The organism is Thermotoga neapolitana DSM 4359 (assembly GCF_000018945.1).
Taxonomy (GTDB): Bacteria; Thermotogota; Thermotogae; order Thermotogales; family Thermotogaceae; genus Thermotoga; species Thermotoga neapolitana.
This window is the reverse complement of the sequence record NC_011978.1, coordinates 547,760-559,947: the sequence shown is the minus strand read 5'-3', so window position 1 is coordinate 559,947 and position 12,188 is coordinate 547,760. Positions and strand designations below refer to the sequence as shown.

The window sequence follows — 12,188 nt, the reverse complement described above, 5'->3', positions numbered from 1 at the left end:
TCACCTCCGGATCTTTTTCAGAAGGTGAACGACAAGGTTCACCCTTTCTTCAAAAAGGTTGATTCTTGCGTATTCCTCCTCAGAGTGCATTCTTCCTCCCGGTATTCCGAGTCCGTCCACAGAAGGAATTCCCCTCTGCGAGAAAAACGCCACATCTCCCCCACCCGTCGCCCTCACAAAAACGGGCTTCATCCCGATCTCTTCGGCCGCTTCTTTCACCGTACTGATAAAGGCCGGATCTTCCTTCATGGGAGACCTTCTGATCTTCATCCTGTAGGAGACCGTTGCCTCAGGGTGCACGGTGGAGATCTTCTCCAGAGTTTTCTTCAAAAACTCGAATTCCTTGTCCTCGTAATACCTGATGTCAAAGTAAACTTCCGCCTTATCTGGTGTAACGTTGCTTTCGGCGCCTCCTCTAACAACGGTGGGATTTATCGTCAAATTGGGAAACTTCCCGTTCAAAGAAGAAAGTTCAAGCACCTTGAAAGAGATCTCCGTTATGGCGTTCACACCCTCGTCTGGTCTTGAGGCGTGTCCCTTCTTTCCGTGTGCAAACAACCAGAGAGAGATGATTCCTTTTCTGGAAGAGATGAGTTCTCCGTTTTCTCTTCCCGGTTCAAAGGAAAGGCAATGAGAACTCATCGCAGCGATTTCCTCAAAAGTGTCCCTGCTTACAGGAGATCCAAGTTCTTCGTCCACGTTCAACACAACACAGAGATTCGCTTCGTCTTCCTTCAGGAACCTCTCGAGGGCTTCAAGGAGAATCACCACTCCTCCCTTCATATCACAGACGCCGGGACCTCTTGCGATGCTTCCATCCACACTGAAAGGTCTTTTCCTCGATTCTCCCTCGGGAAACACCGTATCGAGGTGACCTATTAGGGTTACGTAAGGAGGCTCTCCAAGGAAGGCAACATGAGCGGCTTTTCTTCTCTCTACCCTGAATCCGAGTTTCTCCAGAATCTCCGCCAGAAACGATGTTCTGTTCAGTTTTTCTTCCATGGAAAGATCGGGACCAGTATCCGTGTTAACGAGTTTTTCGTAGATTTCCATCCATTTCATCTTTTCCCCTCCACTCCATTATACTATAACCGAACGCTGCTACATGGAGGGATCTGTATGTCGAAAAAACAGGCTTTTCTGTTCATCATACTCCTTGGACTGGTCAGTCTCTTTGCGGACATAACGTACGAAGGAGCAAGAAGCATCGTGGGACCATTCATGAAAACTCTCGGAGCGAGTGCCGCAACACTGGGTTTCGCCGTAGGATTGGGAGAGCTGATAGGATACGCCTTTCGGCTTGTATCTGGTGTTTTGAGCGACGTTACCAAAAAGTATTGGCTCTTCACCATCCTCGGCTACACTGTGAACCTTCTGGCCGTTCCCATGCTTGCCTTTGCAGGAAACTGGCAGGTGGCACTCGCTTTGATCCTAATGGAAAGATTTGGAAAGGCATTGAGAACACCCGCAAGAGACACGCTCCTTTCCTTTGCAGCAGAAGAAATTGGAACAGGCAAGAGTTTTGGAATTCACGAAGCACTGGATCAGGTGGGAGCCATCCTGGGTCCACTTTCGGTCACCTTTGCTCTTGCCTTTGGAAAAAGTTACAGGTTTTGCTTTTTCGTACTCTTCATACCCGCCCTTGTCGCGCTCGCTCTTCTTCTCACAGCACGCATTGTGTTCCCTTCTACCCGGATCGAAAAGGTGAAGAAAGTCAGGTCCGCCGATCGAAATCTAGGACGTACATACTGGTTCTACCTGCTCGTTGTTTCGATGATAGCGTTTGGATTTGCTGATTTTCCTCTGATCGCGTACCACATGAAGAACTTTGAAACCACAAAAGATTTTCTCGTTCCTGCCGTGTATTCCCTTGCGATGGCAGTTGATGCCGTGAGTGCCCTCGTTTTCGGATATCTCTTCGACAGAAAAGGCTTTCCAGCGCTTCTTTATCCTGTTCTTCTTTCTGCCTTCTTTCCGATATTTTCGTTTTCCGGATACTTCCCTCTCATCTTCGCAGGAACAGTTCTGTGGGGTATAGGCATGGGTGCTCAGGAGTCGATCATGAGGGCAGCCGTTGCGAAGATAGTTTCACAGGAAAAGCGTGGCTTTGCTTACGGAATGTTCTTTACGGTGTACGGAGTGTTCTGGTTTCTGGGATCGTGGATTCTGGGAATCCTTTACGATACCAATCGACTTTATCTGATTCTTGTTTCTCTCTTCTCTCAATTGATAGCCTTCGCTCTTCTTTTCAGGTTCAAAAGAACAGCAGGTTGAAAAAGAGTTACGATCGTGCAAAAATTAGAAGGGAAAGGGGGGATCTCCATGAGGATCGACAACGTCAGTTTGGTGAGATACATAGAACAGTTGTACCCTGAAAGGACGAACAGAACCGTTTACCGATTCAACTCTGTCTCGGAACTTTCTATCCAGCAAAGGCTGAGAAGTCAGATTGAGGGATACAGATCGACCCTTTCGCAGATCTACAGTGGTATAGGGCTTCTTAACACAGCAGACGCCGGACTTGAAAGCATCACAGCAGCCATTCAAAGAGCCAGGGAACTCGCCGTTCAGGCATCCAGTTCAACCCTCACAGAGAACGAGAGATCTCTCCTTCAGGAGGAATACAGCAGGATACTTCAGGGTATAAGAAGAACGATCCAGCAGACCACGTACAACAACAGAAGGATCCTTGAAGGAGAAAACCTTGTGGTACAGACGGGGCCAAACGAGGGACAGAACATCACGTTGAACATACCAGATCTCAGAGAAACGCTGTCGAAACTTTTCGAAACGGACATCTCAAGGGACTCTCAGCAGGCTCTGAGAACCATCGATCAGGTTCTGGAAGAGGTTTCTCAGACAAGAGGAAACATCGGTGCCTGGATGAACAGACTGGAAGCTTCCGCCAGAAACGTGCTGAATGCATACTCGGAACTGTTCAGATCGGAGAGCGTATTCGAACCAGCAGCTGAAAAAGCCATGATGGAACAAATCAGAAACGAACTGTTGAGACAGGTGACGATAACGGGTCTTCTCTACAGGATGGAAAACAGCAGAAACGTACTGAACCTTCTGATGTGAGTATGTTCTATTTCCCTGAGCGTGAGAGAAAAAGATTTTATCTGAACCGTCCCGCTCTTCTCATAATAGACCTTCAGAATTATTTCACCTCCTCTGACTCCCCAGCGTACCTCTGGGGAGTGGAGTTTGTGGTCGAAAACATCAGGAGGTTGAAGGAAGGCTTCGAAAAAAGCAACCACCCTATCTTTGCAACCGTACACGTGGGGGCCTCTCCCATGATGAAAAGATGGTGGGGAAACGAGGTGGAACGAAAGTGGGCCGTGCCTGTCTTCTCGGATGTGACGACTTTCGAAAAGAACACCTACGATGCGTTCTATTCTACGAATCTCGAAAAAGAACTCAGATCACTCGATGTTCAGCAAGTTGTTATAACAGGAGTGATGACGCACCTTTGTTGTGAAACAACGGCCCGAAGCGCCTTCGTGAGGGGTTTCGAAGTGATAATGGTGGAAGACGCCCTCTGGGACAAGAACGAGTGGTATCACTTCTCTTCACTCAAAAACCTCGCCCACGGTGTGGCGTACATCGCAAAAACGGAGGAGATACTGTGCGCGTTGGAATCGTTGGAGCAGGACCGGCCGGAGTAGCCGCTGCCGTCTTTTTGAGAAGATACGACGTTGAAGTCGTCGTCTTTGAAAAGAACAGAGTGGGAGGACTGCTGAGAAACGCTTACCTCGTCGAGAACTTCCCGATATTTCCCCCGGCCCCGGGAGAAAAGGTCTGTGAGATCTTAGAGAGCAGACTGATGGAGTCCGGAGCAATTTTTCTGAAAGAGGAAGTGATAAAGGTCTCGAATCGAAGGGTCATCACGAAAAAGGGATCTTTTCTGTTCGATTACGTTGTTGTGGCAAGCGGAACCGTTCCGAAAAGGATCTCGGACTTTGAAGTGTCCGATAAGGTGGTATACGAGTTTTCAGAGCTTCCTGAATTCGAAAAACTCGCCATATACGGTGCAGGAGACGCTGCCTTCGATGGTGCACTGAAGGCTCTGGAAGGAGGAAAGGAGGTTCATCTGTTCAACCGGGGGTCCAGAATCAGGGCACTTCCTCTTCTGGTGAAAAGGGCAAGGAATTTCAGAAGATTTTCATATCATGAGAATTGCCCTGTTTTTGGAGTGAAGGCTGAAGGAGATCGATTAAAATTGATCACAGAGAAAGGGGAATTTATATTCGATGCCCTTCTCATCTGCATAGGGCGTGTTCCAAACGTCTCCTTTGTCGAAAAGGATGATAGAACCTTCATCGTTGGAGACGCAAAGGGAAGTTTCAGACAGGCGTCAATTGCCATGGGAAACGCCGTAGAAACGGCGATGGAAATCCTGAAAAGAGAGGGAAGAATATGAACTTCAAAAGGTACATCACGTCATCTCCTTTCGATGTAAACACCTACGTTTTCGAGATGAACGGAACACTCTACGTAGTGGATCCGGGAGAGGGTATTTCACAGTTTGTGAAAGACCCCGTCGTTGTTCTCATCACCCACGGCCACTGTGATCACATATCGGGAATACCGGAACTTCAGGTGAAGGAACTCTTCATCTCACCGGAGGATGCCCACATGTTGACGGATCCTGCGGCGAACCTTTCTCTGAGTTTCATGGATCATCCCGTGGTAGTGGAACTCGAGTGGAAAGACATAGATTCTGGTTTCAAGACTTTAAAAGTACCGGGACACACGAAGGGATCTCGCTTCATCATATTCGATGGTGTGGTGTTCACAGGTGACACCGTCTTCTCGGATACGATAGGACGGATAGACCTCGGTGGGTCCGAAGAGGACATGAAGGTCACCCTGAGCCGGATAGAAGAGTTCTTCAGGAACCTTCCACAGGAGTGGATCGTGTGCCCGGGTCACGGTGAGACGACCACCGTGAAGGATCTTCTGAGAAGAAATCCATTTTTAAGGAGGAACGTAACGTGAGAATCATCAGAAGGATAGGAAAGGAAGAAGTTGCCTACGTCTATCTTGGAGAGACTTCAAAGGGAAACCTCGTGGAATTTGTGGAATCCATCCAGCCTCCCGTTCCGCGCGAGAAAAAGTGGGTACTCATCGTCTCCACTCTGGTCGGATGTCCCGTTGGATGTTTCATGTGCGATGCAGGTGGATTCTACAGAGGAAAACTCTCCTCAGAGGAGATCCTCGAACAGATAGACTTTCTTGTGGAGAGCAGATATCCGGACAGAAAAGTCCCGGTGGAGAAGTTCAAGATACAGTTTGCCAGAATGGGAGAACCCGCTCTGAACGATGCCGTACTCGATGTACTGGAAGATCTTCCAAAAAGATACAACGCCTTCGGTCTTCTGCCGTCGATCTCTACAGTAGCACCCCACGGAACGGACAGTTTCTTCGAAGAACTTTTGAAGATAAAAGAGAAACACTACAGAGGAAGGTTTCAGCTTCAGTTCTCCATTCACTCGACGAACGAAAGAGAAAGAGACCGTATCATGCCTGTGAAGAAATGGTCTCTCAGAGAAATATCAGAATACGGCAAAACGTTTGTGAAGCAGGGAGACAGAAAGATCACACTGAACTTTGCCGCAGCCCAAAACTATTCACTGGATCCCGATGTTATCGTCGACCTTTTCGATCCTAAAAAGTTCCTCGTGAAGATCACCCCGGTGAACCCCACCTACCGTTCAAGAGAAAACGACCTCAAGTCTGACGTCGACGTTGAAAAAGGCGTCCTCATAAAGCACCAAAAGTTTGTGAGCAAACTTAGAGAAGCAGGATTTGAAGTGATATTGAGCATCGGTGAACTGGAGGAAAACAAAATAGGTAGCAACTGCGGTCAGTACGTTCAAAGACATCTGATGAGCCAGAAGAAGTTAGAAGAAGGGTATCAGTACGTTTAAAAAACCCCGCGGCCGCGGGGTCATTTTTCTCCAATGAGTTCTTTCACTCTGGCAACTACTTTTTGTGGTATCTCTTGCCTTTTGCTTTCTTCCATGATCCTCACAAGGGCGCTTCCGACGATTACTCCGTCGGCTATCTCCCACACCTTTCTCACCTGCTCGTGTCTTGATATTCCAAATCCTACAAAAAGCGGAAGTGCTATTTTCTTCTTCACCTTCTTTATGTGTTCCGCAAAGGGAAGGTCTTCCCTTTCTCCTGTGACACCGTATCTGGAGATGTAGTAAACGAAGGGTGCGCGAATCGTGTTTATCGCTTCGAGGTCTTCATCTCTGGTGTTCGGTGCCACAAAAGGAACGATGGGAAAAGATATCTCGATGTTTTTCACTTCTCTTAAGGGAAGATCAGGAATGATAAGCCCCTTCACACCGAGCCTTCTCAACTCGTCAAGGAGCCTATCTTTTCCCTCAGGATAGTTCACTATCGGGTTGAGGTAACTCATCAGATAGAGTTCGTAATCAACGGAGATCTCCCGGAGCATTTCCAGGATCTTCTTCATGGTAACACCGTTCCTGAGGGCTACACTGTGGGCCAGTTGAATGACCGGCCCATCGGCAACCGGATCGGAGAAGGGAACACCCACTTCCACCCCAGTTATTCTGAGATCGTTGAGAGCGAGCAGGACTTTCCTGGTGGTTTCAAGATCGGGAAATCCTGCTGGAATGTATGCGATGAATCCCTTCATCCTATCCTCTCCCTGATGTACGGATGGTTGAGAACGGATTCAAGATCCTTATCACCGCGCCCGGAAAGATTCACGATGACGGTTTTGCCCCTGATGTCTATCTTTCTCAGATAGGCCAGAGCATGGGAACTCTCGAGAGCGGGAATGATCCCCTCGAGCCTGGAAAGTTCAAGGAAGGCGTCCAGTGCTTCTTCGTCGGTCACAGCGTCGTAGAAGACTTTTCCGGTCTCCTTCCAGTAGGCATGTTCGGGACCGACCCCGGAATAATCCAGACCAGCCGATACGGAGTGTGTTATCTGAACCTGACCCCATTCATCCTGAAGAACGAGGGTCTTGCTTCCGTGAAGGTACCCCACCTTTCCTTTCAGAAGGGAAGCGGCGTGTTTTCCCGTGTTGAGACCTTCACCACCTGCCTCTATCCCTATCAGTTTCACTCCACTGTCTATGAAGGGATAGAATATCCCGGCAGCGTTGCTTCCCCCTCCTACACAGGCCAGGATGTAATCCGGAAGTTTCCCCTCTTTTTCAAGGATCTGCCTTTTTGTCTCTTCACCTATCACCTTTTGAAAATTTCTCACTATGATCGGGTAGGGATGTGGTCCCACCACGGATCCGATGACGTAGTACGTGGTCTGAAGGTTCGTTATCCAGTCTCTGAGGGCTTCGTTTATGGCATCTTTCAGGGTTCTGCTACCGCTTTTTACGGGAACCACCTTCGCACCGAGGAGTTTCATTCTTTCAACGTTAGGTTTTTGTCTGATCGTGTCTTCCTCTCCCATGTATATGACACACTCCATGCCAAAGAGCGCAGCAGCGGTGGCCGTTGCCACTCCGTGCTGGCCCGCACCAGTTTCCGCTATTATCCTTGTTTTCCCCATCCTTTTTGCAAGAAGTACCTGACCGAGTGCGTTGTTTATCTTGTGGGCACCGGTGTGGAGAAGATCCTCCCGTTTCAGGTAGATCTTCGCACCGTATTTCTTGCTCAACCTCTCTGCAAAGTAAAGTGGGGTGGGACGGCCCGCGTAGTCCATCAAAAGTCGATTGAACTCCTCCCAGAAAGACTCATCCTTTGTGATGCTTTCATACGCTTCCTCGAGTTCCTCAAGAGCTGGCATGAGTATCTCCGGAACGTACTGACCACCGTAAGGACCGAAGTAACCTTTCATCTCTCACAGCCCCTTTGCCTTTTTTATGAATTCTCTGACCAGATTGTGATCCTTCTTCCCCGGGGAAATTTCCACGCCGGAAGATACATCGACAGCGAACGGTCTCACCATCTCGATTGCCCTCTCCACGTTCCTGGGGTTCAATCCTCCGGAAAGTATGAGATAGCGAAACTGGTCTCTGTAAGGCAAAACAACTGACCAGTTGAAAACCTTCCCGCTACCCCCGTAGCCTGAAACTTTGGTGTCAAGAAGAACGGGAAATTTCCTGTACTCAAGTGCTCGCCTGACATCCTGCTCTTCCGAGATTCCCACGGCCTTTATCACCATGATCTTTTCGTTGAGTCTTTCACAGAACTCAACGCTTTCATCACCGTGGAGCTGGACAGCGTTCAACCCTGCATGAAAAGCAATGTCCAGAACACTTTCAAGGGATTCGTTCACAAAGACCCCCACCCGGAACACGAAGGGAGGTAGATTGAGAGAAATTTCACGAGCCTTTTCGGGAGAAACATAACGCTTGCTCTTTGAATAGAACACGAATCCTACTGCATCGGCACCGCTTTCCACAGAAAACAAGGCATCCTCCAGATTCGTGATCCCACAGATTTTCACTCTGACCATGCTCTCATCTCTTCGAGGAATCTTCTTGGATTCTTCGCCTTCATGATGGAAGTGCCGACGAGAACAGCGTTCACCTTACCTTTCAAGTCTCTCAACTCCACAGGATCTTTTATGCCACTTTCTGCAACCACCACCACGTCATCCGGTATGAGCGGCAAAAGATCCCAGAGTACGTTCTTCTTTATCTCGAAAGTATCCAGATCCCTCGTGTTGATTCCCACGATCTTTGGCCTGATCACAGAGAAGACCTTCTCAAGATCTTCCTTGGAATGGACTTCCACAAGACTGTCCATTCCCAGCTCCTCTGCCGTCTCATAGATGTTCTTTATCTGTTCCTCTGTCAGTATGCGAGCGATGATGAGAACAGCATCTGCCCCGGCACTGGAAGCCAGTCTCACCTGTACAGGATCAAGGTAAAAATCCTTTGCCAGTATTGGCCTTTTTGAAAGTTTCCTGGCAACTCTCACAAACTCGATGTCTCCTTTGAAGAAGTGTTTCTCCGTGAGTATGCTGATCGCGTCGGCCAGTTCGTCGTATATCTCTATGTACTCTTCCAGAGAAGCATCAGCATTTATATCTCCCGCAGAGGGGGATGCCTTCTTGAACTCTGCTATGATCTTCACCCTTTCTCTTCCAGAAAGGGCCTTCACGAAACTGTGGTTTCTCCTCTGCGAAGAGATCTTTTCCTCTTCTATGTTCAAAATATCCTCTTTCTTTCTTTCAACTATTTCCCAGAGTTTTCTGATAGTCCATTACCTCCTTCAACTTTCTGTAAGCCTGTCCTGAGGTGATCAGATCAAGGGCTTTTTCCACACCGTCTCTGATCGTATCGCTCTCCCCAACCAGCCAGAACAGCACACCCGCGTTCAGTGCAACGGTTTCCACCTGCGTTCTGCTGGCCTCTCCCTTCAGAACACTCTCCATCAAGCGATAGGCTTCCTTGGGGTCGGAGGGACCTTTCAGCTCTTCTGAATCTCCTTTTTTCAAACCAAGTTCCTCTGGATCTACGATCAAGGGTGTGATTTCCTCCTGAGTGACCAAAAGAGCCTCGTTTTCACCGCACGTGGTGAGTTCGTCGGTGAAGCCTCCAGAGACGACCGCAGAACGCTCTGTACCAAGTCTTTGCAGGGCCTGTGCCAGCTTGTGTGCGAAGGAAAAATCAAAAACACCAACGATCTGATGTTTCACGCGAGCGGGATTCGTGATGGGGCCAAGGAGATTGAAAGCCGTTCTGATTTTGAGCTGTCTTCTTGCCGGCATCACGTGCTTCATGGCTGGATGAAGAAGAGGAGCAAAGAGGAAAGAAAAACCTGTCTCCCTGAGTTCTTTTTCTATCTCATCTGGTGTCTTTTCGAGTCTGTATCCTCCCGCTTCCAGAACGTCGGCACTTCCCACCTTGCTGGAAACCGATCTGTTACCGTGCTTTGCAACGGGTATTCCGGCAGAAGCCACCACGAACGCTGTTGCAGTCGATATGTTGAAGGTCCCAAATCCATCCCCACCGGTTCCACAGGTATCGACGGTGAGGGGAGAAGGCGCTTTAACATGAACTGCCTTCTCTTGCATGACCACTGCCATGCCACCGAGTTCATCTCCGGTTTCTCCTTTCATCCTCAAGGCCACGAGGAACCCCGCTATCTGTGCGTCCGTTGCCTTTCCCGACATGATGTGCTCCATCACGAGGCGACTCTCTTCAAAAGAAAGATCCTGAAACTCCACAAGTTTCCTGATGGCCGAGACGATATCCAGAGCACTCGTTTCCACCTGCTCCTTTTTCTCACCCAGGTTCAGAAAGTTCTTTATGATCCTCTTCCCTTCCTCCGTCAGGACGGACTCCGGGTGAAACTGTACTCCAAACGTTGGATGCTCTCTGTGCCTCAAAGCCATGATTTCTCCGTCGTCACTCCTGGCTGTGACCTCAAGATCTTCAGGAAGAGATCTCTCCTCCACAACGAGTGAATGATACCGCGTGGCAACTATGGGATTTTTAAGACCCTGGAATATATCTTTGCCGTTGTGCAGAATCCTGGATGTCTTTCCATGAAGAATTCTTCTGGCATGGATGATCTTTCCACCGAAAGCGTATCCTATCACCTGATGCCCGAGGCACACACCGAGTATGGGAACTTTCCCGCTGAAGTGCTTCACGACCTCAACGGAGATACCCGCATCCTCCGGTCTTCCGGGACCGGGAGAGATGACGATATGACTTGGGTTCTTTTTCTCTATCTCATCGATCGTTATCTCATCGTTTCTGAAGATCTCTATCCTGCATTCGGGCTCCACTTCTCCTATATACTGCACGATGTTGTAGACGAAAGAGTCGTAATTATCGATGACTATCACCCTTTTCAAGGCAATCCCCCCTGGATCCTCTGGGCGATCTCCAGACTCCTGAAAAGTGCCCTCAGTTTGTTCAGAGTTTCCTGGTACTCACGCTCCGGGATGGAATCGTACACGATCCCCGCTCCCGCCTGAAGCCATCCCTGTTTCCCTTTGAAGAAAAAGGATCGAATGGTGATCGCAGAATCCATGTTCATTTTTCCGTTCTCGTCTGGGAAGGAAAAGTACCCGACTGCGCCCGCGTACGGCCCCCTTGGAGTTGGTTCCAGTTCCTCTATGATCTCCATGGCTCTTACCTTTGGGGCACCGGAAACGGTACCAGCAGGAAAGGTGGCTTCGAAAACATCGACAGCGTCTTTGTCCTCTTTCACCTCTCCACTCACCTGTGAAACTATGTGCATAACGTGAGAGTACCTTTCTATGACCATCTTCTTCTCAACACGAACCGTTCCTTCCTTGCAAACCCTGCCGAGGTCGTTCCTTCCAAGATCGACAAGCATCACGTGCTCTGCTATTTCCTTCTCGTCGTTCAGAAGTTCTTCTTCCAGCCTCATGTCTTCTTCGACGGTTCTTCCGCGCGGCCTGGTTCCTGCTATTGGCTTCACCGTGGCTTTATTTCCTTCCACCTTCGCCATGGTCTCTGGGGATGACCCAAGAACGATGATGTCACCAAACTTCAGGTAAAACATGTAAGGAGAAGGATTTATCATTCTCAGGGCTCTGTATATGTAGAAGGGATCCAGAGTCGTCTTGAAGGTGAAACACTGGGAAAGTACCACCTGGAATATATCACCCTCTACAATATACCTTTTGGCCTTCTCAACAGCTCTGTAGAACTGTTCTCGCTCGAAATTCGACTCTGGCTCCGTCACAAAGATGTTCCTTTCCGGACGGCTTTCAAGGGGTTTCAGAATCTTGGATGCAAGATCTTCTGGGTTTTCACTGATTATGAAGACGTTGTTTTTCAGATGGTCGAAGATTATGAGATGTTCAGGTATTACAAAGTAGAAAGTGGGAAAGATCGACTCCTTGACTTTAACTTTCTCTATGTGAGAGATGTAATCGTAGCTGACGAAACCAACTGCTCCTCCTCTGAAAGAAGGAAGTTCGTCGTGTTTGATCTCGTATCTGTATACTTCAAGCCAGTCTTTGATCGATTTCAGGGGAGAGGAAGCGTATTCAAATCGCTGGCTTGAAGATCTCAAAACTCCCTTTTCGAACACAAGCTCATCTCTTCTTCCGATACCTATGAAGGAATGCCTACCGAAGGCAGAACCGAGTTCCGCACTCTCCAGAAGAAAGGCAAAATCCTCGTTTGCAGATACCTTCATGAAAGTCGAAACGGGTGTTTCAAGATCCGACACAAGTTTGAGCACATGCAT

The 12,188-nt window shown here is 48.7% G+C and carries 13 protein-coding genes; 6 read left to right on the top strand and 7 right to left on the bottom strand.

Annotated elements, in window-relative coordinates:
• A complete protein-coding gene (locus tag CTN_RS02820) occupies positions 1-1,062 on the bottom strand; it encodes a M20 family metallopeptidase (RefSeq protein ID WP_015919055.1) in 1,062 nt (353 codons plus the stop codon).
• Positions 1,063-1,119: 57 nt separating this feature from the next.
• On the opposite strand from CTN_RS02820, the gene CTN_RS02815 reads away from it, so the two are divergent.
• The 6 genes from CTN_RS02815 to CTN_RS02790 are packed head-to-tail and all read left to right on the top strand — an operon-like array spanning position 1,120 to position 5,933.
• Positions 1,120-2,274 (top strand): MFS transporter, encoded by a 1,155-nt coding sequence (locus CTN_RS02815; RefSeq protein WP_015919054.1) that lies wholly within the window; start codon positions 1,120-1,122, stop codon positions 2,272-2,274.
• 48 nt (positions 2,275-2,322) lie between these two features.
• Positions 2,323-3,081, top strand: a complete 759-nt coding sequence (locus CTN_RS02810) for a flagellin (RefSeq protein ID WP_041437519.1) — start codon at positions 2,323-2,325, stop codon at positions 3,079-3,081.
• A 2-nt stretch (positions 3,082-3,083) separates the two neighbouring features.
• The gene (locus CTN_RS02805; protein ID WP_015919052.1) at positions 3,084-3,668 is read left to right on the top strand and encodes an isochorismatase family protein; all 585 of its coding nucleotides are present in this window, start codon (positions 3,084-3,086) and stop codon (positions 3,666-3,668) included.
• A complete protein-coding gene (locus tag CTN_RS02800) occupies positions 3,629-4,423 on the top strand; it encodes an FAD-dependent oxidoreductase (protein WP_038066771.1) in 795 nt (264 codons plus the stop codon). The genes CTN_RS02805 and CTN_RS02800 overlap by 40 nt, the downstream gene beginning before the upstream one ends.
• A complete protein-coding gene (locus tag CTN_RS02795; protein WP_015919050.1) occupies positions 4,420-5,001 on the top strand; it encodes an MBL fold metallo-hydrolase in 582 nt (193 codons plus the stop codon). The genes CTN_RS02800 and CTN_RS02795 overlap by 4 nt, the downstream gene beginning before the upstream one ends.
• On the top strand, positions 4,998-5,933 hold the full coding sequence (locus CTN_RS02790) for a radical SAM protein (protein WP_015919049.1): 936 nt from the start codon (positions 4,998-5,000) through the stop codon (positions 5,931-5,933). The genes CTN_RS02795 and CTN_RS02790 overlap by 4 nt, the downstream gene beginning before the upstream one ends.
• A 20-nt stretch (positions 5,934-5,953) precedes the next feature.
• Here CTN_RS02790 and trpA read toward each other — a convergent pair whose 3' ends face one another.
• The 6 genes from trpA to CTN_RS02760 are packed head-to-tail and all read right to left on the bottom strand — an operon-like array spanning position 5,954 to position 12,188.
• Entirely contained in the window at positions 5,954-6,676 is a 723-nt protein-coding gene (trpA, locus tag CTN_RS02785) for a tryptophan synthase subunit alpha (protein ID WP_015919048.1), read from the bottom strand.
• Positions 6,673-7,842 (bottom strand): tryptophan synthase subunit beta, encoded by a 1,170-nt coding sequence (gene trpB, locus CTN_RS02780; protein WP_015919046.1) that lies wholly within the window; start codon positions 7,840-7,842, stop codon positions 6,673-6,675. The genes trpA and trpB overlap by 4 nt, the downstream gene beginning before the upstream one ends.
• A gap of 3 nt (positions 7,843-7,845) precedes the next feature.
• Positions 7,846-8,463, bottom strand: a complete 618-nt coding sequence (locus CTN_RS02775; protein WP_015919045.1) for a phosphoribosylanthranilate isomerase — start codon at positions 8,461-8,463, stop codon at positions 7,846-7,848.
• Positions 8,451-9,209, bottom strand: a complete 759-nt coding sequence (locus tag CTN_RS02770) for an indole-3-glycerol-phosphate synthase (protein WP_081434634.1) — start codon at positions 9,207-9,209, stop codon at positions 8,451-8,453. The genes CTN_RS02775 and CTN_RS02770 overlap by 13 nt, the downstream gene beginning before the upstream one ends.
• Positions 9,184-10,809, bottom strand: a complete 1,626-nt coding sequence (locus CTN_RS02765) for a bifunctional anthranilate synthase component II/anthranilate phosphoribosyltransferase (protein ID WP_236681755.1) — start codon at positions 10,807-10,809, stop codon at positions 9,184-9,186. Before CTN_RS02765 ends, CTN_RS02770 begins: the two co-directional genes overlap by 26 nt.
• A gap of 5 nt (positions 10,810-10,814) precedes the next feature.
• Entirely contained in the window at positions 10,815-12,188 is a 1,374-nt protein-coding gene (locus tag CTN_RS02760) for an anthranilate synthase component I family protein (protein ID WP_038066766.1), read from the bottom strand.

Bases quoted from the DNA above. Each gene is read 5' to 3' on its own strand.
- trpB (WP_015919046.1), bottom strand. From the start codon at position 7,842: ATGAAAGGTTACTTCGGTCCTTACGGTGGTCAGTACGTTCCGGAGATA.
- CTN_RS02795 (WP_015919050.1), top strand. From the start codon at position 4,420: ATGAACTTCAAAAGGTACATCACGTCATCTCCTTTCGATGTAAACACC.
- CTN_RS02805 (WP_015919052.1), top strand. From the start codon at position 3,084: ATGTTCTATTTCCCTGAGCGTGAGAGAAAAAGATTTTATCTGAACCGT.
- CTN_RS02820 (WP_015919055.1), bottom strand. From the start codon at position 1,062: ATGAAATGGATGGAAATCTACGAAAAACTCGTTAACACGGATACTGGT.
- CTN_RS02760 (WP_038066766.1), bottom strand. From the start codon at position 12,188: ATGCATGTGCTCAAACTTGTGTCGGATCTTGAAACACCCGTTTCGACT.
- CTN_RS02775 (WP_015919045.1), bottom strand. From the start codon at position 8,463: ATGGTCAGAGTGAAAATCTGTGGGATCACGAATCTGGAGGATGCCTTG.
- CTN_RS02815 (WP_015919054.1), top strand. From the start codon at position 1,120: ATGTCGAAAAAACAGGCTTTTCTGTTCATCATACTCCTTGGACTGGTC.
- CTN_RS02810 (WP_041437519.1), top strand. From the start codon at position 2,323: ATGAGGATCGACAACGTCAGTTTGGTGAGATACATAGAACAGTTGTAC.
- trpA (WP_015919048.1), bottom strand. From the start codon at position 6,676: ATGAAGGGATTCATCGCATACATTCCAGCAGGATTTCCCGATCTTGAA.